Here is a 26,451-nt window from a genome sequence, read left to right as displayed (position 1 = left end):
GCTCACCTCTTGCTCTTGATCGCAGTGCCGAGCACTTGCAGGTAGGCGACCAGCGCGTCCATCTCCGACTTGCCCTTGAGCGACTCGGTGGCGCCGGCGATGTCTTCGTCGGTGTACGGCACGCCGAGGGTGCGCATGGCCTTGATCTTGGTCTCGGTGTGACTGCTGTCGAGCTGATTGGCCACCAGCCACGGGTAGGCGGGCATCTTCGACTCGGGCACCACGTTGCGCGGGTTGTACAGGTGCGCGCGGTGCCAGTCATCGGAGTAGCGGGCGCCGACGCGGGCCAGGTCCGGACCGGTACGCTTGGAGCCCCAGAGGAACGGGTGGTCCCAGACGCTTTCACCGGCCACCGAGTAGTGGCCATAACGCTCGGTCTCGGCGCGGAACGGCCGGATCATCTGCGAGTGACAGCCAACGCAGCCTTCGCGGATGTAAATGTCGCGGCCTTCGAGTTGCAGCGCGGTGTAAGGCTTCATGCCTTCGACCGGCTTGTTGGTGACGTCCTGGAAGAACAGCGGGACGATCTGGGTCAGACCGCCGATGCTCACCGCAAACACCATCAGCAGCAGGAGCAGGCCGACGTTTTTCTCAATCGTTTCGTGTTTCATGGCGGACTCCTCAGGCCATCTGCGCCGCGGCGGCGACTTCGGCAGGTTGGGCTTCACGCACGGTGCGCCAGGTGTTGTAGGCCATCAGCAACATGCCGCTGAAGAAGATCGCGCCGCCGACCAGACGCACGACGAAGCCTGGGTGGCTGGCCACCAGGGTTTCGACGAAGGAGTAGGTCAGGGTCCCGTCTTCGTTGACTGCACGCCACATCAGGCCCTGGGCGATGCCGTTGACCCACATCGAGGCGATGTAGAGCACGGTGCCGATAGTGGCCAGCCAGAAGTGCGCATTGATCAGGCCGATGCTGTGCATCTGCGCACGCCCGAAGATTTTCGGGATCATGTGGTACAGCGCACCAATCGAGATCATTGCCACCCAGCCGAGCGCGCCGGCGTGAACGTGGCCGATGGTCCAGTCGGTGTAGTGGGAGAGGGCGTTGACGGTCTTGATCGCCATCATCGGACCTTCGAAGGTCGACATGCCGTAGAACGCCAGGGATACCACGAGGAAACGCAGGATCGGGTCGCTGCGCAGCTTATGCCAGGCACCCGAGAGGGTCATCATACCGTTGATCATGCCGCCCCAGCTCGGAGCCAGGAGGATCAGCGACATCACCATGCCCAGCGACTGCGCCCAGTCTGGCAGCGCGGTGTAGTGCAGGTGGTGCGGGCCGGCCCAGATGTACAGGGTGATCAGCGCCCAGAAGTGCACGATCGACAGGCGATACGAGTACACCGGACGTTCGGCCTGTTTCGGCACGAAGTAGTACATCATCCCGAGGAAGCCAGCAGTTAGGAAAAAGCCTACCGCGTTATGTCCGTACCACCACTGCACCATGGCATCGGTCGCACCGGCATACACCGAGTAGGACTTGGTCAGGCTGACCGGCAGTTCCATGTTGTTGACGATGTGCAGGATGGCGACGGTGATGATGAAGGCGCCGAAGAACCAGTTGCCGACGTAGATGTGCTTGGTCTTGCGCTTCATCAGCGTGCCGAAGAATACGATGGCGTAGGCGACCCAGACGATGGTGATCAGGATATCGATCGGCCACTCCAGTTCGGCGTACTCCTTGGAACTGGTGTAGCCCAGTGGCAGGGTGATGGCTGCCAGCAGAATCACCAGTTGCCAGCCCCAGAACGTGAACGCGGCGATTTTCGGCGCAAACAGTTGGGTTTGGCAGGTCCGTTGTACCGAGTAGAACGAGGCGGCGAACAGCGCGCAGCCACCAAAGGCGAAGATCACCGCGTTGGTGTGCAGCGGGCGTAGGCGACCGAAGCTGGTCCACGGCAAGTTGAAGTTCAGTTCGGGCCAGACCAATTGCGCCGCGAGAAAAACCCCGAGGCCCATGCCGACGATGCCCCAGACCACCGTCATAATGGCGAATTGGCGGACCACCTTGTAGTTATAGGCGGTACTTGTAGAAGTGTTCATGGTTCCCCATCCACGGTTCAGCCGAAGCGAGCGACTGCAAGGCAGCGACTCTCCCTTCGCCTGGAGTTATAGGCAGATTAAAAGCGAGGCAAGCATGGACAATGAGCACAACGCCAGTATTGACGGGGATCAATGGGCGCAGTGTGTGCGGGACAATGGCTGGCTGTGGGATGCGGCGGCTGGCAAGGTTTCGAAGCAAACGCCAACCCTGATTTTGGCCCACGGTTCCGGCGCACCGATGGACAGCGGATTCATGACGAATTTCGCTGCACGCCTCGCTGCGCTTGGGATCAACGTGCTGCGCTTCGAGTTTCCTTACATGGCGCAGCGACGTCTGGACGGCGGCAAGCGTCCGCCGAACACCACACCAAAGTTGCTCGAGCACTGGCGGGAAGTCTATGGGGTGGTGCGACGCCATGTCGCTGGGCCGCTGGCCATCGGCGGCAAGTCAATGGGCGGGCGTATGGCCAGTATGGTAGCGGATGAGTTGGGGGCGGATGCGCTGGTGTGTCTGGGTTATCCGTTTTATGCAGTGGGGAAACCGGAGAAGCCTCGCGTCGAGCATTTGCCCGGATTGAAGGCACCGACTCTAATCGTGCAAGGCGAGCGCGATGCGCTGGGGGATCGTGCGGCGGTGGCGGGCTATACCTTGTCACCGAGTATTGAGGTGTTGTGGCTGGTGTCCGGCGACCATGACCTGAAGCCGTTGAAAGCTTCAGGCTTTACCCATGAGCAGCATCTGGCGACGGCGGCGGGGCGGGTGGCGGCGTTTCTTCAGTGAGACCTTTGCCCGCGATAAGGCCTGCGAGAGCACACCTTTCAGCCCGACAATAAAAAAACCGGAAGCTCTCGCCATCCGGTTTTTTTGGGGTTGCCAGGGCGATCAGCGGTTAAACCGCTCCACCAACGAATACTGGGTATTCGCGGTCTTGGTCAGCTCTTCACTCAACAGCGCCGAGTTCTGCGCCTGTTCCGAGGTCTGGTCGGCCAGCTCGGAAATGTTGCTGATGTTGCGACTGATTTCCTCGGCCACCGCGCTTTGCTCTTCGGTGGCGGCGGCGATCTGGGTGGTCATGTCGGTGATGTTGGCCACCGCCTCGCTGATCCCCACCAGCGCCTGATCGGCTTCCAGTACCCGGGCCACCCCTTCTTCCGCCTGGCGATGCCCGGCTTCCATGGTTTGTACGGCGGTGCTGGCGGTTTGCTGGAGCTTGGCGATCAGGCTGTGGATCTGCCCGGTGGATTCGCTGGTGCGTTGCGCCAGTTGCCGTACTTCGTCGGCGACTACGGCAAAGCCCCGGCCCATTTCGCCGGCGCGGGCGGCTTCGATGGCGGCGTTGAGGGCCAGCAGGTTGGTCTGGTCGGCAATGCCCTTGATCACATCGACAACACCGCCGATCTCGTCGCTGTCCTTGGCCAGTTGGGTGACGGTCAGGCCGGTTTCGCCGACCACTACCGACAGGCGCTGGATCGCTTCGCGGGTTTCCCCGGCGATGTCACGGCCACGTCCGGTCAGGCGATTGGCTTCCTGCGTAGCGTCGGCGGTGCGCTGCACATGGCTGGCGACTTCCTGGGTGGTAGCGGCCATCTGGTTGACTGCTGTCGCCACTTGCTCGGTCTCGAGGCGCTGACGCTCAAGGCCAATGGAGCTGTCGTGGGCCAGTTGATCGGACTGACGCGCCTGTCCGGTCAAGTGCTCGGCGGTGTCCTGCAGGCGGGTCAGGCAGGTTTTCAGGCGTGCTTCCTGACTGAGGATCGACATCTCCAGACGCGCCTGCGCGCCGCGGCTGTCGGTGTACATCTGCGCGATCAGTGGGTCAGAGGTGGTTTGCTCGGCCAGGCGCAGCAATCGCTTGAGGCCACGCTGCTGCCAACTCAAGCCGAGCAGGCCCAGCGGCACGGAGAGGCCGGCGGCCAAGGCAAAGCCCCATTGCGAGTTGAGGGTGGCGCCGATCATAAAACTCAACTGGCTGACCAGAATGAACGGCAGCCAATCCTGCAGCACCGGCAACCACTTGTCGCGCTGGGGAACAGCGGACTTCCCCTGGTTGAGGCGCTGGTACAGGGTTTCGGCGCGCCGGATCTGTTCCGCGGTCGGCTTGACCCGCACCGACTCATAGCCGACGACCTGGTTGTCGTCGAACACCGGCGTCACGTAGGCGTTGACCCAATAGTGGTCACCGTTCTTGCAGCGATTCTTGACAATGCCCATCCATGGCAGGCCTTGTTTCAATGTGCCCCACATGTGCGCGAACACCGCCGATGGCACGTCAGGGTGACGAACCAGGTTGTGCGGCGCACGGATCAGTTCTTCACGGGAAAAACCACTGATCTCGACGAATGCATCGTTGCAGTAGTTGATCACACCCTTGGCATCGGTGGTGGAGATCAACCGTTGCTGAGCCGGGAAGGTCCGTTCGCGCTGTGTGATGGGCTGGTTATTACGCATGGCTGTTTCAATCCGCAAGGCTTTGACAGGGTGTCGGCCAGCCTGGCGAAATATTGAAATTATTTTTCAACAATGGGTGATGCGTCGCAAAATGACTGGTGCGTCATGTTCTTTGAAGCCGAATGATCTGCCCCTGTGGGAGCGAGCCTGCTCGCTCCCACAATGGACCGGGTTAACCATTTGAACAGCATTGCAGTCTCACAATGGCTGTCATCCCGCAATCAACTGCCGCAATACATAATGCAAAATCCCCCCTGCCTTGAAGTACTCCACCTCATTCAGGGTATCGATGCGGCACAACACCTCAATCCGCTCGCTGCTGCCGTCCTCCCGGGTAATGATCAGCGGCAAATTCATCCGCGGCGCCAATTCGACCCCGCTCAGCCCTTGAATGCTCAAGGTTTCCTTGCCGGTGAGCTTCAGGCTCTTGCGGTTCTGATCAAGCTTGAACTGCAGCGGCAAGACGCCCATGCCCACCAGATTGGAGCGGTGTATCCGCTCGAAGCTCTCGGCGATCACCGCCTTGATTCCCAGCAGGTTGGTACCCTTGGCCGCCCAGTCACGGCTTGAGCCGGTGCCGTATTCCTGGCCGGCAATGACCACCAGTGGCGTGCCGCTGGCCTGATAGCGCATGGCCGCGTCGTAGATCGCCAGTTTTTCGCCGCTGGGGATGTACAGGGTGTTGCCCCCTTCCTCGCCGCCAAGCATTTCATTGCGGATCCGGATGTTGGCAAAGGTGCCGCGCATCATCACTTCATGGTTGCCGCGCCGTGAGCCGTAGGAGTTGAAATCCCGTGGTTCCACGCCTTGCTCACGCAGGTAGCGCCCGGCCGGGCTGTCGGCCTTGATGTTGCCGGCAGGGGAGATGTGGTCGGTGGTCACCGAGTCGCCGAGCAGGGCCAGGATGCGCGTGCCGTTGACGTCCTCGATCACCGGCGGAGGGCCACCAATACCGTCGAAAAACGGTGGGTGCTGGATGTAGGTGGAAGAATCCTGCCAGACGTAGGTCGCCGCTTGTGGCACTTCAATCGCTTGCCATTGCGCATCGCCGGCAAACACCTCGGCATACTCCTTGTGAAACATGGCGGTGGAGACCTGGCTGACCGCCGCCGCGATCTCCTGGCTGGTCGGCCAGATATCCCGCAGGTACACCGGATTGCCGTCCCTATCGTCGCCCAATGGTTCGCTGGCGATATCGATCCGTACAGTGCCGGCCAGGGCATAGGCCACTACCAACGGTGGCGAGGCCAGCCAGTTGGTTTTCACCAGCGGGTGGACCCGGCCTTCGAAGTTTCGATTGCCCGACAGCACCGAGGCGACGGTGAGGTCGGAGCCCTGGATGGCTTTCTCAATCGGTTCCGGCAACGGCCCGGAGTTGCCGATGCACGTGGTGCAGCCATAACCCACCAAGGCAAAGCCGAGCTGATCGAGGTAAGGCGTCAGGCCGGCGGCCTTGTAATAGTCGGTGACCACCTTGGAACCGGGGGCCAGGGAACTCTTGACCCAGGGTTTGCGGGTCAGGCCCTTTTCCACGGCCTTCTTCGCCAGCAACCCGGCGGCCATCATCACGCTCGGGTTGGAGGTGTTGGTGCAGGAAGTGATCGCGGCAATCACCACCGCGCCGTTTTTCAGGCGGTAGGTGTGGCCTTCATGTTGATAGTCCGCCTCGCCGACCAGATCGGCGTTGCCCACCGCGACACCGCCACCGCCCTCACTTTCAAGGCGACCCTCTTCCTTGCTGGTGGGTTTGACCGCCAGACCGAGGAAGTCGCTGAAGGCCTGGGCGACGTTGGGTAGCGATACCCGGTCCTGCGGGCGCTTCGGGCCGGCAAGGCTGGCTTCTACACTGCCCATGTCCAGCGCCAGGCTGTCGCTGAACTGCGGCTCCTGGCCGGGCAGGCGCCACAGGCCCTGGGCCTTGCTGTAGGCCTCGACCAGCTTGACCAAGGCGTCGGGCCGCCCGGACAGGCGCAGGTAGTCCAGAGTGACTTCATCCACCGGGAAGAAACCGCAGGTGGCGCCGTACTCCGGCGCCATATTGGCGAGGGTCGCGCGGTCGGCCAATGGCAGTTCGCCAAGGCCGTCACCATAGAACTCGACGAATTTTCCCACCACGCCTTTCTTGCGCAGCATTTGGGTGACCGTCAGCACCAGGTCGGTGGCGGTGATGCCCTCCTTGAGCTTGCCGCTGAGCTTGAAGCCGATCACTTCCGGAATCAGCATCGACACCGGTTGCCCGAGCATCGCCGCTTCCGCCTCGATTCCGCCGACGCCCCAGCCAAGCACACCGAGGCCATTGATCATGGTGGTGTGCGAATCGGTGCCTACCAGGGTGTCGGGAAAGGCGTAGGTGCGACCGTCTTCTTCCTTGGTCCAGACCGTGCGGCCGAGGTACTCAAGGTTGACCTGGTGACAGATGCCGGTGCCGGGCGGCACCACGCTGAAATTATCGAACGCGCTTTGGCCCCAGCGCAGGAACGCATAACGCTCCCCGTTACGCTGCATTTCGATGTCGACGTTATGCTCGAACGCGCCGCTGCTGGCGAAGGCATCGACCATCACCGAGTGGTCGATCACCAGGTCCACCGGCGACAGCGGATTGATTCGCTGCGGGTCGCCACCGGCCTTGGCCATGGCGGCGCGCATGGCCGCCAGGTCGACCACCGCCGGTACCCCGGTAAAGTCCTGCATCAGCACGCGCGCGGGGCGATACTGGATCTCCCGGTCGCTGCGTCGCTCCTTGAGCCAGGCGGCGAGTGCCTTGAGGTCGGTGCCGGTGACGGTCTTGCCGTCCTCCCAGCGCAGCAGGTTTTCCAGCAGGACTTTCAGGGACATTGGCAACGAGTCGAGGTTGCCCAGGGATTTGGCGGCTTCCGGCAAGCTGAAGTAATGGTAGGTCCGGTCGTCGACTTGCAGGGTCTTAAGGGTTTTCAGGCTATCGAGGGACGGCATTGAATTCACTCCTTTGAGTCCGCACGGCTACGGACTGACGGGACGGGCAGAGCACTAAAGCTAGCGCTGTTTTAAGTAGCTGGCTAATAACTGGACTCTATGGGCGAGTCCAAGGTTCCGAAGTCAGCTATCATGCGCCGGTTTTCGTGACAGGCTTTGCTACAGGGCAAGTTTGCGCACAATTGCCCAGGAGATTTAATGAACACGCTCTTTATGCATTGCCGTCCAGGTTTCGAAGGTGAAGTCTGCTCGGAAATCGCCGATCTCGCTGCACACCTGAATGTGTCCGGTTACGCCAAGGCCAAGCCAAGCACCGCCTGTGCCGAATTTGTCTGCACTGAAGCCGACGGTGCCGAGCGCCTGATGCGTGGCCAGCGCTTCTCGCAGTTGATCTTCCCGCGGCAATGGGCGCGCGGCACCTTCATCGACTTGCCGGAAACCGACCGCATCAGTGTGATCCTCGCCCACATGGCCGACTTCCCGGTGTGTGGCAGTCTGTGGCTGGAGATGGTCGATACCAATGACGGCAAAGAGCTGTCGAATTTCTGCAAAAAATTCGAAGTGCACCTGCGCAAGGCGCTGATGGCCGCTGGGAAGTTGGTGGAGGACGCACACAAACCGCGGCTGCTGCTGACCTTCAAGAGCGGTCGCGAAGTGTTCCTCGGCCTGGCTGAAGCCAACAACTCGGCGATGTGGCCAATGGGCATTCCGCGCCTGAAATTTCCTCGTGAGGCGCCGAGCCGTTCGACCCTCAAGCTGGAGGAGGCCTGGCACCACTTCATACCCCGTGAGCAATGGGACGAGCGCCTGCACAGCGACATGACGGGCGTAGACCTGGGCGCCGCGCCGGGCGGCTGGACCTGGCAACTGGTCAATCGCGGCATGCTGGTCACCGCCATCGACAACGGTCCGATGGCCGAAAGCCTGATGGACACCGGTCTGGTGCAGCACCTCATGGCCGATGGTTTTACCTTCAAGCCCAAGCAGCCGGTGGACTGGATGGTCTGCGACATCGTCGAGAAGCCGGCGCGTAACGCCGCGATGCTCGAAGAGTGGATCGGCGAAGGGCATTGCCGTGAGGCGGTGGTCAACTTGAAGTTGCCGATGAAGCAGCGGTATGCCGAGGTCAAGCGCTTGCTCGAACGTATCGAGGAAGGCTTCAAGGCCCGCGGGATCAAGGTCGATATCGGCTGCAAACAGCTGTACCACGACCGTGAGGAAGTGACCTGCCACCTTCGTCGGCACGACGTGAGCAAGCCCAAGAAACGCTGAGCCGGCACCCCAGATGACGTTATCCCCGGCATTGCGCGACAATGCCGGTCAGTTTCAGGAGTCCATCATGAGTGAAATGATCAACACGCCGGTCGACGGCACCCTTGACGCCACAGGCTTGAATTGCCCGGAGCCGGTGATGATGCTGCACCAGCACATCCGCGACCTGGTCCCCGGTGGCCTGCTCAAAGTCATCGCCACCGACCCCTCGACCCGCCGCGATATTCCCAAGTTCTGCGTGTTCCTCGACCATGAATTGGTAGGCCAGCATGAAGAGGCGGGTACCTATCTGTACTGGATTCGCAAGAAGACCTGACAACATAACCCCTGTAGGAGCAGCCGGGCGGCGTTCCGCTGCTCGCGATGAGGTCGGCACATTCAACATCGTTGCTGGCTGAGACATCGCTATCGCCAGCAGGCTGGCTTCTACAGGGTTTTGCGCTCACACCATGGGTGATCGAGACAAAACCTGTAGGAAGGCTCTTACTGCACCAACCGAATCCGCTTGCGCGCACTGCGCACCAGCCTGATCGACAGCATCAGCGCCGCGCAGCTGAGGCCGGCGATCAGGCCTTCCCACAGCCCGCTCGGGCCGCTGGCCGGGCCGAACCAGTCGGTCAGTCCCAACACATAACCCACCGGCAAGCCGATGCCCCAGTAGGCGAACAGGGTCAGGATCATCGTCACCCGGGTGTCCTGGTAACCGCGCAGGGCGCCGGCGCAGATTACCTGGATCGCGTCGGAGAACTGGTACAGCGCGGCATATACGATCAGCATCGAAGCAATCTGGATTACCGTCTGGTCCGGGGTGTAAATCGAAGCAATGGGTTCGCGCAGTACCAGGATCAAGGTTGCCGAGAAGGCTGCAAACACCAGCGCCGCGCCCAGTCCGACCTTCGCCGCAAAGCGTGCCTGATAAGGATTGCCGGCGCCCAGCGCCTGACCGACCCGCACCGTCACTGCCATTCCCAGCGAATACGGAATCATGAACAGCAGCGAGCTGATGTTCAGCGCAATCTGGTGCCCGGCGACTACGGTTGAACCGAGGCTACCGATCAGCAGCGCAATCACCGCGAAGATGCTCGACTCGGCGAACACCGCGATACCGATCGGCAAGCCAATGCTGACCAGACGCTTGATGGGCGCCCATTGCGGACGGTCGAAGCGCACCAGAATTCGCGTGCGGGCATAGAACGGCGCCCAGCGAGTCCAGCCGGCCATGCTCAGGGCCATGAACCACATGACAATTCCGCTGGCCCAGCCACAGCCGACGCCGCCCAGGGCCGGCAGGCCGAAGTGACCGTAGATCAGCGCATAGTTCAGCGGGATGTTCAGCAGCAAGCCACAGACGCCAATGATCATGCTCGGGCGAGTGCGGCCCATGCCGTCGCTGTAGCAGCGCAGCACATAATAGAAGGCGATACCGGGGAAGCCGAAGGCGATGCCCTGCAGGTAGCCCATGCTCGGTTCGATCAACAGCGGATCGACTTTCATCCAGTGCAGGATCGGCTCGGCGCTGAGCAGCAGGGCGCTGCCGAGCAGGCCGACAAACAGCGCCAACCACAGCGCCTGGCGCACCAGCGGGGCAATCTCGTCATGCTGTTGCGCGCCGAAACGCTGGGCGACCTTTGGAGTAGTGGCCAGCAGCACGCCGGTCATCAGCAGGTAGACCGGAATCCAAATCGAGTTGCCCAGCGCCACTGCTGCCAGGTCCCGCGGGCTGACCCGGCCGGCCATGACCGCATCGACGAAGCCCATCGCGGTGGTCGCGAGCTGCGCGATCATGATCGGCACGGCCAGGGCGAGCAAGCCCTTGAGTTCCAGGCGAACCGGCGTGGTGCGGGGCAGGGTGTCGGGGGTGTTGGTCACGGAATTCACAGGCGAAGCGTCCAAAAGGTTTTGATGCGCAAGGCGGCGCATTCTACGCCTTGACGCGGCAGTCAGGAAAACTCCTCTGTTAGGGATTTGTAAAGCCGTCTCCAGGGCGCTGCGCTACACTGCCGGTCCGCCAAAGGAGCCTGCCATGCTGATTGTTGCTGACGAAAATATTCCGTTGCTCGATGCCTTCTTCGAAGGTTTCGGCGAAATTCGCCGGGTGCCGGGCCGGGCCATCGACCGCGCCACGGTCGAGCAGGCAGACGTACTGCTGGTGCGCTCGGTGACTCATGTCAGCCGTGAGCTGCTGGAGGGCAGCAAGGTCCGCTTCGTCGGCACTTGCACTATCGGCACTGATCATCTGGATCTCGATTATTTTCAACAGGCCGGGATCACCTGGTCCAGCGCTCCCGGTTGCAACGCTCGGGGCGTGGTCGACTATGTGTTGGGCAGTTTGCTGACTCTGGCTGAGATCGAAGGTGTGGCGCTGGCCGAACGCACTTACGGAGTGGTCGGTGCCGGTGAGGTTGGCGGTCGGTTGGTCAAGGTGCTCAAGGGGCTGGGCTGGAATGTGTTGGTCTGCGACCCGCCGCGCGAAGCGGCTGGCGGCGACTACGTGGCGCTGGAACAGATCATCGCGCAATGCGACGTCATCAGCCTGCACACCCCCCTGACCCAGGCCGGCGAACATCCGACCTGGCACCTGTTCGACCGTCAGCGCTTGCAGCAGCTCAAACCCGGCGCCTGGTTGATCAATGCCAGTCGTGGGCCGGTGGTGGACAACAGCGCCCTGCGCGAAGTGATGCTGGAACGCGAGGACCTGCAAGCGGTGCTGGATGTCTGGGAAGGCGAGCCGAGTGTCGACATCGCCCTGGCTGAGTTTTGCGTGATTGCTACCCCGCACATTGCCGGCTATAGCCTGGACGGCAAGCAGCGCGGCACGGCGCAGATTTATCAGGCGTTCTGCCAGTTCCTCGGCCAGCCGCCGACGGTGTCTCTTGATCAGTTGCTGCCCGCTCCCTGGCTGGCGCAGGTTGGCCTGAGTGCCAGCAGCGATCCGGCCTGGGCCCTGGCCATGCTGTGCCGTGGCGTTTACGACCCGCGCCGTGACGATGCCGACTTCCGCCGCAGTCTGGTGGTCGCCGGTGCGGAGCAACGCAGCGCCTTTGATCTGCTGCGCAAGCATTATCCGGAGCGCCGCGAGATCGACGGCCTGAGCGTGCGGATTGACGGAGATTCAGCGCAGTTACGCCAGATCGTCCAGGCGCTTGGCGCGCAGTTGGTATAAGGCTGCGGGCATAAAAAACCCGGCGCAAATGGGGCCGGGTTTGAAGACTTCAGGCTTGAGTCACTTTTGTTCGGCAGGCTTGACCAATCGCTGGTCCAGTTCGCGGCATGCGTCCTGGATCATGTCTTCAGTGATCGGTACCTCGCGCCCTTGAGCGTCGATAATGGCGCACCCCAGAGACTGCTGCGGCTGCGTGCGGATCACTTGAATCTTGTCATCGCTGCGGTGTTGCAAGGACATGGCCTGTCTCCTCATCAGGTTGTGCGCTTACTCTAAATCCACCAAATGACCACACTGTGACAAATCGCTCACGTGGGTAGGCGGTATCCCAGTCCAACAGAAATATCCGGTAACTTCCAGCCGAACTTTAGACCGATAGCATCTAGCTTCTAGTATTGGCGGACATATTCAATCCGACTGATTGCGATTCACCGGGTTCCCGGCCACTTGTCGGTGTACGCTCATTTCCACGACTTACCGATTCGGATGATTCTGATGCTGTCTGCCCGTCACCGCCGTGCCATTCGCTTATCTATGGATTTTATTGCCCCTTATCGTTGGCAGGCGCTGGGGGCGTTGCTTGCACTGATCGTCACCGCCGGCATCACCCTGTCGATGGGGCAGGGCATTCGCCTGCTGGTCGACCAGGGCTTCATGACCCAGTCCCCGCACCTGCTCAATGAAAGCATCGGCCTGTTCCTGCTGCTGGTGGTGGGGTTGGCGATCGGTACGTTTGCCCGGTTCTACCTGGTGTCGTGGCTTGGCGAACGCTGCGTGGCGGACATTCGCCGGCAAGTGTTCAACCATCTGATTTACCTGCATCCGGGTTTTTATGAGGACAACCGCAGTTCCGAGATCCAGTCGCGGCTGACCGCCGATACCACGCTGTTGCAGTCGGTGATCGGTTCCTCCCTTTCGCTGTTTTTGCGTAATGCGCTGATGGTCCTTGGTGGCATCGTGCTGCTGTTTATCACCAACCCCAAATTGACCAGCATCGTGGTGGTGGCCTTGCCGCTGGTGCTGGCCCCGATCCTGATTTTCGGCCGGCGGGTGCGCAGCCTGTCGCGCCTGAGCCAGGACCGGATTGCCGATGTCGGCAGTTACGTCTCGGAAACCCTGGGCCAGATCAAAACCGTGCAGGCCTACAACCATCAGCCGCAGGACGAGCGGCGTTTCGCGGTGACCGTGGAGCAGGCGTTCGACACCGCACGCAAGCGCATCCTGCAGCGTGCCTGGCTGATTACCCTGGTGATCATCCTGGTGCTGGGGGCGGTGGGTGTCATGCTCTGGGTCGGCGGCATGGACGTGATCGCCGGACGGATCAGTGCCGGTGAGTTGGCGGCGTTCGTGTTCTACAGCCTGATCGTCGGCAGCGCCTTTGGCACCCTGAGCGAAGTGATTGGCGAACTGCAGCGGGCGGCCGGTGCCGCCGAACGGATTGCCGAACTGCTGCGTGCGCAGAACATCATTCAGCCGCCGCAAAGCGGCCAGGTCAGCTTGCCCGAACGGGTGCGTGGCGAATTGCAACTGGAAGAGGTGCGCTTTTCCTACCCGTCACGCCCGGAAAGCTACGCCGTCGATGGCGTGAGCCTGACGATCAATGCCGGCGAAACCCTAGCGCTGGTCGGACCTTCAGGGGCGGGCAAGTCGACGGTCTATGACCTGCTGCTGCGTTTCTACGACCCGCTGCATGGGCGCATCCTGCTCGACGGCGTGCCACTGACCCAACTCGATCCCGAGGACTTGCGCCGCTGCTTCGCCCTGGTCTCGCAAACCCCGGCGCTGTTTTTCGGCAGCATTGAAGAGAACATCCGCTACGGCAAACCCGATGCGACCTTGGAAGAAGTCCAGGAGGCCGCGCGGATTGCTTACGCCCACGACTTCATCGAACAGATGCCCCAGGGCTACCAAACCCATCTGGGGGACGGCGGGCTCGGCCTATCCGGCGGCCAGCGCCAACGCCTGGCCATCGCCCGCGCCTTGCTGGTGGATGCGCCGATCCTGCTGCTCGACGAAGCCACCAGCGCCCTCGACGCGCAAAGCGAACACCTGATCCAGCAAGCACTGCCGAGCCTGATGCAAAACCGCACCACCCTGGTCATCGCCCACCGCCTGGCCACGGTGAAAAACGCTGACCGGATTGCGGTGATGGACCAGGGCAAGTTGGTGGCGGTAGGCACCCATCAGGAGCTGATTGCCAGCAATGCGCTGTATGCGCGACTGGCGGCGTTGCAGTTCAATGATGGGCGGACAATGGCTTGAACCGGCGCACACCTTTCGACCGACCAAGTAGCCGACTAAGTAACGGACTCAGTAGCAAGGTCGCTGCGGGCACTTGACGATCTGCAGGTGTGAACGGGTTTGCACGTAAGGTCGCTATCATTTGTTTGCAATAAAAAATGCCCGCATTTCTCAATGCGGGCATTTTCATCAGCGCCTCAAATCGCCTCACTGATCATCAAAATACCGCTCATGCCAATCCACCAGCGGTTGCGGTGAATTGAGCTTCTGGCCGTAGATCACCGAATAGGACAGGACGTTCTGCACGTACTGGCGGGTTTCGTCGAACGGGATGCTTTCCACCCAGACGTCGAAACTCAGGTGATCGGCGCCGCGTAACCACTGTCGTACACGGCCGGGGCCGGCGTTGTAGGCGGCGGAGGCAAGGACGCGGTTGCCGTTGAACTGGCTGTGGACCTGACTCAGGTAGGCGGCGCCGAGTTGGATGTTCTTGTCCGGATCCAGCACCTGTTGCGGCGAGGCCAGCGGAATGCTGAACTTGCGCGCGGTTTCCTTGGCGGTGCCGGGCATCAATTGCATCAGGCCGCTGGCGCCGACGCCGGAGCGGGCGTCATCCATGAAGGCGCTTTCCTGGCGAGTGATGGCGAATACCCAGCTCGAATGCAGGCCACGGACCTTGGCTTCGCGGACCAAAGTGTTGCGGTGGGCCATCGGGAAGCGGATATCCAGATCGTCCCAGTACTGTGCCTGGCTGATGGTGCGAATGGCCGGGAAATACCATTTCAGGTCGTAGGCTAGCTTGGCCTGGGCGACCATTTCATCGCGATTGAAGTGGCGACTGACGTGGTACCACTCGCGACGGCCGTCGACGATCTGCCCGCGCGCGTGAAACTCCAGGGCACGGCGCACACCGGGTGTGTTGCGTACCTTGTTGATCAACGCCTGGCTCAATACCAGCGGCTTATTGTTCAGTGAATAGGGCGATTGCGAGCGATCTGCGGCGAGGAAGCCGTAGAAGTCACGTTCGCGCGCGAGGTTCTTGTACAGGGTCTGCGCTTCCGGGTTTTGCGGTTGCGCCAGTTCCAGGCTGCGGGCCTGCCAGTAGCGCCAGCGGTTGGTGGTGGCGAGGTCTTGTGGCAGACGGCGGGTCAGCTGGTAGGCGTCGTCCCAGCGAGCCAGGCGCAGCAGCAGGCGCAGGCGCCATTCGGACACGGTGTTGTCGCGCAGTTCCGGGTCGTATTTGGTCATGACATCAAGCGCACGGCCGTCGAAACGGCGGGCCAGGGTCAGGCCAATTTCCCGGGCGATCGCCACTTTTTCATCGCGGGAAAAGTGCATGCTACTGGCGTAGCCGTCGAGCAGGGCCATCGCCCTGTCCGGGTCCTGGCGCGCCAGACGCCGCAGACCGAGACTGACCACGTCGGCCATCGGTTCATCGGCCGGGGTGAAGCGTGACGGGGTGTTCAGCAGTTCCGGCTTTTGCGCCACGTCCACCAGCAGGCGGCCACGGGGGGCGAGGGTGGTCATGCTGTTGACCAGGCTATTGGCCAGCGCATAGTTGCGGGCCTGGGCGGCCAGTTTGGCGCGCTCCCAGCGCTTCTGCTCGGTCAGTTGCCCTTGTGCCGCCCACATGCCGAACAACGCATCGCACGCTGCCGGCTGGGATTTGCCGGTCAGCCACAGCTTTTCGGTGTTGGCATAGCCTTCGGCCTTGAGGTTATGGCTGATCTGGTACTGCGCGTTGAGGCAGTCCAGTTCGGTGAAGTTCATCTTGGGGTCGTAATACTTGACGAAGGTCGTCCAGTCGCCGCGATCGGCCAGCCAGCGCAACCAGCGCAATTTCATCCAGTTGGCTTGCGGCAGGTCGCCGTGCTCGGCGAGGAATTTCTCGATTTCCTCGTTGCTCGCGCTTTTCAGCCGTGCGGTCAGTTCGTCGTACGCCAGATAAGGTTCCAGCGGGTAGTCGGCGAGGGCCTGGCTGTAGCGGAAATACGGGCCGGTGTCGCCCTTGGCCAGGGCGCGCTTGGCTTCATCGTAATACTGGCGTTGGGTGGAGAGGTCCACCGCCTGGGCGGATTGGACGGCGGAGGCAGAAAGGAGCAGGCAGGATAAAAAGCTGAAAAGGCGACTGCGCATGTGACATCCGGGCAGAGAAAACATGACAAGTGCCAGTAGGAGCCAGCACTGATTATTTGTAGCTTAGCCTTTTGCCAGCAACCGGCGAAAGCTTTGCCGGCCCATCGGCACAAGTTCGCAACAATTAATGGGCAGAGTGCTCCCACAGTGAAAATGCCGGCCTTCTGCAGTCCCAACTCAGGTAGAATGCGCGCCCGGTTTTTGGAGAAGCTCATGACCCTGCTCAAATTCAGCGATGTGTCCCTTGCATTCGGCGCGATGCCGTTGTTGGACAAGGTGTCCTGGCAGATCGCCCGTGGTGAGCGGGTGTGCATCATCGGCCGCAATGGCACTGGCAAGTCCAGCATGATGAAACTGGTCAAGGGCGACCAGAAGCCCGATGACGGCTCGGTGTGGCGTGCCCCCGGTCTGAAAATCGGCGAATTGCCGCAAGAATTACCGGTGGCCGACGAGCGGACGGTGTTCGACGTGGTCGCTGAAGGCCTGGATGGCGTTGGCGCGCTGCTCGCCGAATATCACCACCTGAGCCAGAACATCGTCACCGATGCTGACCTGGACAAGTTGATGCACGTCCAGCATGACCTCGAAGCCCGCGACGGCTGGCGCTTGCAGACCCTGGTCGATAGCACCCTGAGCCGCCTGCAACTGCCTGCCGACAAGACCCTCGCCGAATTGTCCGGCGGCTGGCGTCGTCGCGTGCTGCTGGCGCAGGCGCTGGTGTCCGAGCCGGATCTGCTGCTGCTCGACGAACCGACCAACCACTTGGACATCGGTGCAATCGCCTGGCTTGAAGAAGCGCTGAAGGATTTCCAGGGGGCCGTGCTGTTTATCACGCACGACCGTTCTTTCCTGCAAAACCTCGCGACCCGCATCCTCGAACTGGATCGCGGTGGCCTGATCGACTGGAACGGCGACTACGCCAGTTTCCTCGTGCACAAAGAAGCCGAGCTTGCCGCTGAGGCCACGGCCAACGCGCTGTTCGACAAGCGTCTGGCCCAGGAAGAAGTCTGGATTCGCCAGGGCATCAAGGCTCGCCGTACCCGTAACGAAGGCCGTGTGCGTGCCCTCAAGGCCCTGCGTGTCGAGCGCAGCGAGCGTCGTGAGCGCACCGGCAAGGCCAACATCCAGTTGGACACCGCCGAGAAGTCCGGCAAGCAGGTGATGGTCCTCGAGGACGTCAGCTTCGCCCACCCGGGCGGCCCGTTCCTGATCAAGGATTTCTCCATGGTCCTGCAGCGCGGTGACCGCATTGGTCTGCTCGGCGCCAACGGTACCGGCAAGACCACCTTGCTCAAATTGATGCTCAGCGGTCTGCAACCGACCAGCGGCAAAGTGGAAGAGGGGACCAGGATCGACGTTGCCTACTTCGACCAGTTGCGTCATCAGTTGGATCTGGAAAAGACTGTGATCGACAACGTTGCCGAAGGTCGCGACTTTATCGATATCGACGGCCAGAGCCGCCACGTGCTGAGCTACCTCGGCGACTTCCTGTTCAGCCCGCAGCGTGCGCGCACGCCGGTCAAGGCGCTGTCGGGCGGCGAGCGTGCGCGCTTGTTGCTGGCTAAATTGTTCAGCAAGCCGGCGAACCTGCTGGTGCTCGACGAACCCACCAACGACCTCGATGTGGAAACCCTCGAGTTGCTGGAAGAAGTGCTGCTGACCTTCAACGGCACCGTGCTGATGGTCAGCCACGACCGGGCATTCCTCGACAACGTGGTCACCAGCACCCTGGTCTTCGAGGGCGAAGGTAAGGTCCGTGAATACGTCGGTGGCTATCAGGACTGGCTGCGCCAGGGTGGTTCGCCACGCCTGCTGGGCGTGACCGAGAGTAAGTCCGGCAAGGCTGACCTGAACTCGGCGGTGGTTACCGCAGCCCCGGCACCCGTGGCCGCTGTGGAAGCCCCGGCGGCGAAGAAGAAGCTCAGCTACAAGTTGCAGCGCGAGCTGGAAGCCCTGCCAGGGCAGATCGACGCCATGGAGCAGCAGATCGCAGCGGTCGAGGCGCAAATGGCCGACGCCGGCTTCTACCAGCGTCCATCGACCGAAACCGCCGCGGTGATCGCACAACTGGAAAAGCTGCAGGCTGAGCTGGACGTCTTGGTTGAGCGTTGGGCCGAGCTGGATGCCTGATTGATTCTTCCGATGTAGGAACGAGCTTGCTCGCGATGGTCGCGACGCTGTGTGGTGTTCTCCGGTGCATCGCGAGCAAGCTCGCTCCTGCAGCCCGGCCTCAGTGATGAGTGCCGGGCTTTTCACATATCAGAAGCGCTGTTATTTACTTTTGCTTTGCAGGCGTACGGCCAGCACGTCACAGGGTGCTCCGTGCAGCACGTCATTGGCGGTGGAGCCCAGCAGCAGCGCCAGGCCGTGGCGACCATGGCTGCCAACCACGATCAGGTCGCAGGCTTGCTCCTTGGCCAAAGTGTGGATTTCCTGGCGCGGCTGACCGTAGGTCAAATGGCTGTTTTCCTTGGACAGTTCCGGATATTTCAGGATCAGGCGCTCGAGGCGCTCCTTGGCTTGGTCGAACTGCTGTTGTTGCAGTTGCGACAGGTCCATCGGTACGTCACCGCCAAAGGCCATGGCCATTGGCTCAACGATGTGCACCAGCGACAGTTTGGCGCCATTGCTCGTTGCCAGCTCGCGAGCGCGGTGAATCACGGGGTCGCACTCTTCGGTCAGGTCTACAGCGACCAAGATATGGGTGTAAGGCATGAGGTGCACCTCCTGTGGATGGCGATAGTAATAAGTATGGCTGGTTTCAGGCGGATTGGTTTCGACAGAGATCAATGCGCCGATCAAAAAACGGGAGTACAGATATGACGGTCTGGATAGTGGTGTCAATCCTTGCAGTGATGCTCAGCCCCCTGGCATGGCTCGCGCCATCCCGCCGCCAGGGTGGCCGGATGGCCTTGCGCATGGAAGCGCGCCGCATCGGCCTGGCCATGCAATTGGCACCCCAGGAGTGGCCGCACTGGTTGCTGCCTGAGCCGCCGAACCCCTGTGCGCAGTACCATCGGCCGCGCCGTGGCAATCAGCCGGCGTGCTGGAGTTACTGGCAGAAGGCCCCGGGGCAATGGGTCAATCAGTGGCAGGAAGTCTGTGAAGATCCGGCCATGCTGATTCATTTCGAAAAATTGCCGGGCAACGTCTACAAAGTCGAGGCGGACAAGCAAATGATTACCCTGTACTGGGGCGAGAAGGGCGAGGCCGAGGTGCTGCAGCAGATCGACGCAACCCTCAAGGCGCTCGCCTGAGCGTCAATCACAGGCAATAAAAAGCCCGACAATCAGCATCGGGCTGGAGTTGGCCAGGCAGGCCGGAATTTCGTTTTACAGCTGAAACCGCGTCAGGGCATTGGCCGCACGCATGCGGTCTTTCGTCTATCGTCCCCGCCAGCGTAGCGGCTTGCACGCGATCTGCAACAGATTAGGGCGACGTTTCTAAATATTGATTCTATGAATGACAGTGCATGCACCAGCGTGTTGCTGGTCTTCGTGCTGCGTAAATGACTGCAAAGTCGTGTTTCAACCTGTGTTTCAGGCGATTGACAATTGTAAGAAATTCCGTGAAGGTGGCGTACCCAAATCAAACGGGCGTATGAATTGAGCGTTTGTATTTCAGACCGCTCCTACAGAATCCCGACTATCGCGTTGGCGGGTGTGTGTCTGGTGGATAGGTGTCAGTATCGACGGTAGCGTCAGTGCCGACCCAGAACATCAGCGTCCGACGTGTACTGTTCAGCTTCCATATCGTGGAGATCAGTTGATGATTTACGAAGGTAAAGCCATCACGGTTAAGGCTCTTGAAAGTGGCATCGTCGAACTCAAGTTCGACCTCAAGGGTGAGTCCGTCAACAAGTTCAACCGTCTAACCCTGAACGAACTGCGTCAGGCCGTGGACGCCATCAAGGCAGATGCGTCGGTCAAAGGTGTGATCGTCAGCAGCGGCAAGGACGTGTTCATCGTCGGCGCCGACATCACTGAATTCGTCGACAACTTCAAGCTGCCGGATGCCGAGCTTGTGGCGGGTAACCTCGAAGCCAACAAGATTTTCAGCGATTTCGAAGACCTCAACGTGCCGACCGTCGCCGCGATCAATGGCATCGCGCTGGGTGGCGGTCTGGAAATGTGCCTGGCCGCGGACTACCGCGTCATGTCCAGCACCGCCAAGATCGGCCTGCCGGAAGTCAAGCTGGGTATCTACCCGGGCTTCGGCGGTACCGTGCGCCTGCCGCGCCTGATCGGTGCCGACAACGCCATCGAGTGGATTGCCGCTGGCAAGGAGAACCGTGCCGAAGACGCCTTGAAAGTCGGTGCAGTCGATGCTGTGGTCGACGCCGATAAGCTGCAGGCCGCTGCGCTGGAACTGATCAAGCGCGCCATCTCCGGCGAGTTCGACTACAAGGCCAAGCGCCAGCCGAAGCTGGAAAAGCTCAAGCTGAACGCGATTGAACAAATGATGGCCTTCGAAACCGCCAAGGGTTTCGTGGCCGGTCAGGCTGGCCCGAACTACCCGGCGCCGGTTGAAGCGATCAAGACCATCCAGAAAGCCGCGAACTTCGGTCGTGACAAAGCGCTGGAAGTCGAAGCTGCCGGTTTCGTCAAACTGGCCAAGACTTCTGCCGCGCAGAGCTTGATCGGCCTGTTCCTGAACGATCAGGAGCTTAAGAAAAAGGCCAAGGCCTACGACGAAATCGCCCAGGATGTGAAACAGGCTGCCGTATTGGGCGCCGGTATCATGGGGGGCGGTATCGCCTACCAGTCGGCCTCCAAAGGCACGCCGATCCTGATGAAGGACATCAACGAACACGGTATCGAGCAGGGTCTGGCCGAGGCCGCCAAGCTGCTGGTGAGTCGCGTTGAGAAAGGTCGCATGACGGCGGCGAAGATGGCTGAAGTGCTTAATGGCATTCGTCCTACTCTGTCCTACGGCGACTTCGGTCACGTCGACCTGGTGGTTGAAGCGGTCGTCGAGAACCCTAAAGTCAAGCAAGCGGTGCTGGCTGAAGTCGAAGACAAGGTCAAGGAAGACACTATCCTTGCCTCGAACACCTCGACCATTTCCATCAGCCTGCTGGCCAAGGCCCTCAAGCGCCCGGAAAACTTCGTCGGCATGCACTTCTTCAACCCGGTGCACATGATGCCGCTGGTGGAAGTGATTCGTGGCGAGAAGTCCAGCGAACTGGCCGTCGCCACCACCGTTGCCTACGCCAAGAAAATGGGCAAGAACCCGATCGTGGTCAATGACTGCCCGGGCTTCCTGGTCAACCGTGTGCTGTTCCCGTACTTCGGCGGTTTCGCCAAGCTGGTCAGCGCGGGCGTGGACTTCGTGCGCATCGACAAGATCATGGAAAAATTCGGCTGGCCGATGGGCCCGGCGTACCTGATGGACGTCGTTGGCATCGACACCGGCCACCACGGTCGTGACGTGATGGCTGAGGGCTTCCCGGATCGCATGAAGGACGACCGTCGCTCGGCCGTTGACGTGCTGTACGAAGCCAAGCGCCTGGGCCAGAAAAATGGCAAGGGCTTCTACGCGTACGAGACCGACAAGCGCGGCAAGCAGAAGAAGGTTGCCGACCCGTCGGTACTGGAAGTGCTCAAGCCGATCGTCTATGAACAGCGCGAAGTCACCGACGAAGACATCATCAACTGGATGATGATCCCGCTGTGCCTGGAAACGGTGCGCTGCCTGGAAGACGGTATCGTCGAAACCGCTGCCGAAGCCGACATGGGCCTGGTCTACGGTATTGGTTTCCCTCCATTCCGTGGCGGTGCGCTGCGCTACATCGACTCGGTCGGTGTTGCCGAATTCGTTGCCCTGGCTGACCAGTACGCTGATTTGGGCCCGCTGTACCACCCGACCGCGAAGCTGCGCGAAATGGCCAAGAACGGCCAGAGCTTCTTCGGTTAAGCGCCCACGACTAGAGCGAGAATATTTATGAGCTTGAATCCAAGAGACGTCGTGATTGTCGACTTCGGTCGTACTCCGATGGGCCGCTCCAAGGGCGGCATGCACCGCAACACCCGTGCTGAAGACATGTCGGCGCACCTGATCAGCAAATTGCTGGAGCGCAACGTCAAGGTCGACCCGAATGAAGTCGAGGACGTGATCTGGGGCTGCGTCAACCAGACCCTGGAGCAGGGCTGGAACATTGCCCGCATGGCTTCTTTGATGACGCAGATCCCGCACACTGCCGCCGGCCAGACCGTCAGCCGCCTGTGTGGCTCGTCGATGAGCGCCTTGCACACCGCTGCACAAGCAATCATGACCGGTAACGGTGACGTATTCGTGGTTGGCGGCGTCGAGCATATGGGGCACGTGAGCATGATGCACGGTGTCGATCCGAATCCGCACATGTCGCTGTATGCGGCGAAAGCCTCGGGCATGATGGGCCTGACCGCAGAAATGCTTGGCAAGATGCACGGCATTACCCGCGAGCAGCAGGATGCCTTCGGCGTGCGCTCCCACCAACTCGCCCACAAGGCGACCGTGGAAGGCAAGTTCAAGGACGAAATCATCCCGATGCAGGGCTACGACGAGAACGGTTTCCTGAAACTGTTCGACTACGACGAAACCATTCGTCCGGAAACCACCCTGGAAAGCCTGGCGGCCCTCAAGCCGGCCTTCCATCCCAAGGGCGGCACCGTGACAGCCGGTACATCGTCGCAGATCACCGATGGTGCTTCGTGCATGATCGTGATGTCGGCGCAGCGCGCCCAGGACCTGGGTATCCAGCCAATGGCGGTGATCCGTTCGATGGCGGTGGCGGGTGTGGATCCGGCGATCATGGGCTATGGTCCAGTACCGGCGACCCAAAAAGCTTTGAAGCGTGCGGGCCTGGGTATTGCCGACATCGACTTCTTCGAGCTCAACGAAGCTTTCGCCGCACAGGCCCTGCCAGTGCTGAAAGATCTGAAAGTGCTCGACAAGATGAACGAGAAGGTTAACCTGCACGGCGGCGCGATCGCCCTGGGTCACCCGTTCGGTTGCTCCGGTGCCCGTATCTCCGGCACCTTGCTGAACGTGATGAAGCAGAATAGCGGCACCTTCGGGGTGGCCACTATGTGCATTGGTCTCGGCCAAGGCATCTCCACCGTCTTCGAACGCGTTTAAGCGTTCGTTTGACGCAAGCCGGGGCCAAGTGCCCCGGTTTTTGTTTTTCCGAAGATTTTTTTTGTTTTTTATTTCTACTGAATTTAACGAGGCCCAGAGCATGCCGATCGAACCCGGGCTCTACCAGCATTACAAAGGTCCGCAGTACCGTGTTTTCAGCGTTGCGCGGCACTCTGAAACCGAAGAAGAAGTGGTCTTCTACCAAGCCCTGTATGGCGATTACGGTTTTTGGGTGCGGCCGTTGAGCATGTTTCTGGAGTCGGTCGAAGTTGACGGCGAGCAGGTCCCGCGCTTTGCTTTGGTGCAGGCCGAACCCAGCGTTTTTTCCAAGCCGTATGCGTAAGGCGCAGCGAACCCTGCGCTTGACCTCACCTTGTTGCCACTATATATAGCGGTGCCGCGTCAGGCGCCAACCGCCTTTCACTTCTCGAATTCAGGAATTTTCTGATCCATGGGCAAATCGCTGGTCATTGTGGAATCCCCGGCTAAGGCCAAGACAATCAACAAGTATCTGGGCAACCAATACGTGGTGAAGTCGAGTATCGGCCATATCCGAGACCTGCCCACCAGTGGTTCGGCGAGCGCCAGCAAGGAGCCTGCCGCCAAGCGCGGCAAGGCCGCTGCTGGCGAAGCGCCGGCGCTGTCGCCAAAGGAAAAGGCGCGCAAGCAGCTGGTCGCGCGCATGGGTGTCGATCCCGATCATGGCTGGAAAGCCAAGTACGAGATCCTCCCGGGCAAGGAAAAGGTCATCGAAGAACTGCGTCGGCTCGCCAAAGACGCCGACACCATCTATCTCGCAACGGACTTGGATCGCGAGGGGGAAGCCATTGCCTGGCACCTGCGCGAAGCCATCGGTGGGGATGACAGCCGCTACAAGCGCGTGGTGTTCAACGAAATCACCAAGAAGGCGATTCAGGAAGCCTTCTCCGAGCCGGGCGAGCTGGATATCGATCGAGTCAACGCGCAGCAGGCGCGGCGCTTCCTTGACCGTGTAGTGGGTTACATGGTCTCGCCATTGCTGTGGTCGAAGATCGCTCGCGGCCTGTCGGCAGGTCGAGTGCAGTCGGTGGCGGTGAAGCTGGTAGTGGAGCGTGAGCGCGAGATTCGTGCCTTCGTCCCGGAAGAGTACTGGGAAGTGCACGCCGACCTCGGCACCGCCAAGGGCGCCAATGTGCGCTTTGAAGTGGCCCGCGAAAACGGCGAAGCCTTCAAGCCGCTCAACGAAGCCCAGGCCATGGCGGCCCTGGAGAAGCTGAAATCTTCCAGCTACACCATCGCCAAGCGCGAAGATAAACCGACCAGCAGCAAGCCGTCGGCCCCGTTCATCACGTCCACCCTGCAGCAGGCCGCGAGTAACCGCCTGGGCTTTGGCGTGAAGAAAACCATGATGATGGCTCAGCGGCTGTACGAGGCCGGCTACATCACGTATATGCGTACCGACTCGACCAACCTTTCGGCCGATGCCGTGGCGATGGCCCGTACCTATATTGAAGGCGAGTTCGGCAGCAAGTACCTGCCGGAAACCCCGAACGTCTACAGCAGCAAGGAAGGCGCCCAGGAGGCTCACGAAGCGATTCGTCCTTCCGACGTCAACACTGATCCAAGCAAGCTGTCGGGCATGGAGCGTGACGCTGAGCGGCTCTACGAGCTGATCTGGCGCCAATTCGTCGCCTGCCAGATGCTCCCGGCGAAATACCTGTCGACCACCGTCAGCGTCGCTGCCAGCGGCTTTGAGTTGCGTGCCAAGGGTCGGATCCTGAAGTTCGACGGCTACACCCGGGTCATGCCGCAAATGACCAAGCCGGGCGATGACGATGTGTTGCCGGACATGGCTCAGGGCGACGTGCTCAAGCTGATCAAGCTTGACCCAAGCCAGCACTTCACCAAGCCGCCGGCGCGCTACTCGGAAGCGAGCCTGGTCAAGGAAATGGAAAAACGCGGGATCGGTCGTCCGTCGACCTACGCGGCAATCATTTCCACCATCCAGGACCGTGGCTACGTCGCGCTGCACAACCGCCGTTTCTACTCGGAAAAAATGGGCGACATCGTCACTGAGCGTCTGTCGGAGAGCTTCTCCAACCTCATGGACTACGGTTTTACCGCAGGGATGGAAGAGAACCTCGATGACGTCGCTCAGGGTGAGCGTGACTGGAAAAACGTGCTGGATGAGTTCTACGGCGACTTCAAGAAGAAACTCGAAGTGGCCGAGAGCCCGGAAAACGGCATGCGCGCCAACCAGCCGGTGATGACCGATATTCCGTGCGTGACCTGCGGTCGTCCAATGCAGATCCGTACCGCTTCGACTGGCGTGTTCCTCGGTTGCTCGGGCTACAGCCTGCCGCCGAAAGAACGCTGCAAGGCCACTGTCAATTTGGTGCCAGGCGATGAAATCGCCGCGGACGACGAGGGTGAGTCCGAGTCGTTGGTCCTGCGCGGCAAGCACCGTTGCCCGATCTGCAGCACCGCGATGGACGCTTACCTGCTGGATGAGAAGCGCAAGCTGCACATCTGCGGTAACAACCCTGACTGCGACGGCTACGAGATCGAAGAGGGCAGCTATCGCATCAAGGGCTACGAAGGTCCGAGCCTGGAATGCGACAAGTGCGGCAGTGAAATGCAATTGAAGACCGGCCGTTTCGGCAAATTCTTCGGCTGCACCAACGCCACTTGCAAGAACACCCGCAAACTGCTGAAAAGCGGCGACGCGGCACCGCCGAAGATGGATCCGGTGAAAATGCCGGAACTCAAGTGCGAGAAGGTCAACGACACCTACATCCTGCGTGACGGTGCCTCCGGCCTGTTCCTGGCAGCCAGTCAGTTCCCGAAAAACCGCGAGACCCGTGCTCCGCTGGTGCTCGAGATCGTGCCGCACAAGGATGAGATCGATCCGAAGTATCACTTCCTCTGTGAAGCGCCGAAGAAGGATCCGGACGGCCTGCCGGCGGTGATCCGCTACAGCCGCAAGACCAAGGAGCAGTACGTGCAGACCGAAGTGGACGGCAAGCCTACGGGCTGGAAGGCGTTCTACGACGGCGGTAAATGGGTGGTTGAAGACAAGCGCGTGGCCAAGTAA

General features: G+C 60.8%; 19 protein-coding genes. 11 read left to right on the top strand and 8 right to left on the bottom strand.

Annotated features, from left to right (window positions below; genetic code table 11):
- Positions 1-2: 2 nt before the first annotated feature.
- Together ccoO and ccoN are read right to left on the bottom strand one after the other, a co-directional pair.
- Positions 3-611 (bottom strand): cytochrome-c oxidase, cbb3-type subunit II, encoded by a 609-nt coding sequence (gene ccoO, locus KW062_RS20230; protein ID WP_027617995.1) that lies wholly within the window; start codon positions 609-611, stop codon positions 3-5.
- Between the two features lie 10 nt (positions 612-621).
- A complete protein-coding gene (ccoN, locus tag KW062_RS20225; protein ID WP_027617994.1) occupies positions 622-2,046 on the bottom strand; it encodes a cytochrome-c oxidase, cbb3-type subunit I in 1,425 nt (474 codons plus the stop codon).
- A 94-nt stretch (positions 2,047-2,140) separates the two neighbouring features.
- Here ccoN and KW062_RS20220 point away from each other — a divergent pair, with 94 nt between their 5' ends.
- Positions 2,141-2,827, top strand: a complete 687-nt coding sequence (locus KW062_RS20220; RefSeq protein WP_027617993.1) for an alpha/beta family hydrolase — start codon at positions 2,141-2,143, stop codon at positions 2,825-2,827.
- 102 nt (positions 2,828-2,929) lie between these two features.
- Here the strand turns inward: KW062_RS20220 and KW062_RS20215 are convergent, their stop codons facing one another.
- Both KW062_RS20215 and acnA read right to left on the bottom strand, forming a co-directional pair.
- Positions 2,930-4,495, bottom strand: coding sequence for a methyl-accepting chemotaxis protein (locus KW062_RS20215; RefSeq protein ID WP_105754522.1), 1,566 nt, complete (start codon positions 4,493-4,495; stop codon positions 2,930-2,932).
- A gap of 210 nt (positions 4,496-4,705) precedes the next feature.
- Entirely contained in the window at positions 4,706-7,447 is a 2,742-nt protein-coding gene (gene acnA, locus KW062_RS20210; RefSeq protein WP_105754523.1) for an aconitate hydratase AcnA, read from the bottom strand.
- Between the two features lie 198 nt (positions 7,448-7,645).
- On the opposite strand from acnA, the gene rlmM reads away from it, so the two are divergent.
- Together rlmM and tusA are read left to right on the top strand one after the other, a co-directional pair.
- A complete protein-coding gene (gene rlmM / locus KW062_RS20205) occupies positions 7,646-8,719 on the top strand; it encodes a 23S rRNA (cytidine(2498)-2'-O)-methyltransferase RlmM (RefSeq protein WP_027617990.1) in 1,074 nt (357 codons plus the stop codon).
- Between the two features lie 67 nt (positions 8,720-8,786).
- Entirely contained in the window at positions 8,787-9,035 is a 249-nt protein-coding gene (gene tusA, locus KW062_RS20200; RefSeq protein ID WP_027617989.1) for a sulfurtransferase TusA, read from the top strand.
- Positions 9,036-9,202: 167 nt separating this feature from the next.
- Here the strand turns inward: tusA and KW062_RS20195 are convergent, their stop codons facing one another.
- Positions 9,203-10,597, bottom strand: a complete 1,395-nt coding sequence (locus KW062_RS20195; protein ID WP_027617988.1) for an MATE family efflux transporter — start codon at positions 10,595-10,597, stop codon at positions 9,203-9,205.
- Positions 10,598-10,742: 145 nt separating this feature from the next.
- Here KW062_RS20195 and pdxB point away from each other — a divergent pair, with 145 nt between their 5' ends.
- The gene (gene pdxB, locus KW062_RS20190) at positions 10,743-11,882 is read left to right on the top strand and encodes a 4-phosphoerythronate dehydrogenase PdxB (protein ID WP_105754524.1); all 1,140 of its coding nucleotides are present in this window, start codon (positions 10,743-10,745) and stop codon (positions 11,880-11,882) included.
- Between the two features lie 60 nt (positions 11,883-11,942).
- On the opposite strand, the gene KW062_RS20185 is transcribed toward pdxB, so the two are convergent.
- On the bottom strand, positions 11,943-12,122 hold the full coding sequence (locus KW062_RS20185) for a PA1571 family protein (RefSeq protein WP_027617986.1): 180 nt from the start codon (positions 12,120-12,122) through the stop codon (positions 11,943-11,945).
- A 246-nt stretch (positions 12,123-12,368) separates the two neighbouring features.
- Here KW062_RS20185 and KW062_RS20180 point away from each other — a divergent pair, with 246 nt between their 5' ends.
- Positions 12,369-14,144: an ABC transporter transmembrane domain-containing protein gene (locus KW062_RS20180; RefSeq protein WP_177433255.1), complete on the top strand. Its 1,776-nt coding sequence runs from the start codon at positions 12,369-12,371 to the stop codon at positions 14,142-14,144.
- A 186-nt stretch (positions 14,145-14,330) separates the two neighbouring features.
- On the opposite strand, the gene KW062_RS20175 is transcribed toward KW062_RS20180, so the two are convergent.
- Positions 14,331-16,259, bottom strand: coding sequence for a transglycosylase SLT domain-containing protein (locus KW062_RS20175; RefSeq protein ID WP_027617984.1), 1,929 nt, complete (start codon positions 16,257-16,259; stop codon positions 14,331-14,333).
- 213 nt (positions 16,260-16,472) lie between these two features.
- On the opposite strand from KW062_RS20175, the gene KW062_RS20170 reads away from it, so the two are divergent.
- Complete coding sequence (locus KW062_RS20170) at positions 16,473-18,389, top strand: ATP-binding cassette domain-containing protein (protein WP_105754525.1); 1,917 nt, start codon at positions 16,473-16,475, stop codon at positions 18,387-18,389.
- Positions 18,390-18,530: 141 nt separating this feature from the next.
- Here KW062_RS20170 and KW062_RS20165 read toward each other — a convergent pair whose 3' ends face one another.
- Entirely contained in the window at positions 18,531-18,974 is a 444-nt protein-coding gene (locus KW062_RS20165; RefSeq protein WP_027617982.1) for a universal stress protein, read from the bottom strand.
- Positions 18,975-19,078: 104 nt separating this feature from the next.
- Between KW062_RS20165 and KW062_RS20160 the strand changes: the two genes are divergently transcribed.
- The 5 genes from KW062_RS20160 to topA all read left to right on the top strand — a co-directional run bounded on the left by KW062_RS20160 (position 19,079) and on the right by topA (position 26,451).
- On the top strand, positions 19,079-19,516 hold the full coding sequence (locus KW062_RS20160) for a hypothetical protein (RefSeq protein ID WP_027617981.1): 438 nt from the start codon (positions 19,079-19,081) through the stop codon (positions 19,514-19,516).
- A gap of 511 nt (positions 19,517-20,027) precedes the next feature.
- Positions 20,028-22,175 (top strand): fatty acid oxidation complex subunit alpha FadB, encoded by a 2,148-nt coding sequence (gene fadB / locus KW062_RS20155; protein WP_027617980.1) that lies wholly within the window; start codon positions 20,028-20,030, stop codon positions 22,173-22,175.
- A 27-nt stretch (positions 22,176-22,202) separates the two neighbouring features.
- Positions 22,203-23,378, top strand: coding sequence for an acetyl-CoA C-acyltransferase FadA (fadA, locus tag KW062_RS20150; protein ID WP_105754526.1), 1,176 nt, complete (start codon positions 22,203-22,205; stop codon positions 23,376-23,378).
- Between the two features lie 100 nt (positions 23,379-23,478).
- Positions 23,479-23,721 (top strand): DUF1653 domain-containing protein, encoded by a 243-nt coding sequence (locus KW062_RS20145; RefSeq protein WP_105754527.1) that lies wholly within the window; start codon positions 23,479-23,481, stop codon positions 23,719-23,721.
- A gap of 108 nt (positions 23,722-23,829) precedes the next feature.
- A complete protein-coding gene (topA, locus tag KW062_RS20140; RefSeq protein ID WP_027617977.1) occupies positions 23,830-26,451 on the top strand; it encodes a type I DNA topoisomerase in 2,622 nt (873 codons plus the stop codon).

The organism is Pseudomonas fluorescens (genome assembly GCF_019212185.1).
GTDB lineage: Bacteria > Pseudomonadota > Gammaproteobacteria > Pseudomonadales > Pseudomonadaceae > Aquipseudomonas.
Note: the sequence above shows the minus strand (reverse complement) of the source record. Positions and strands in the feature narration are given on the sequence as shown.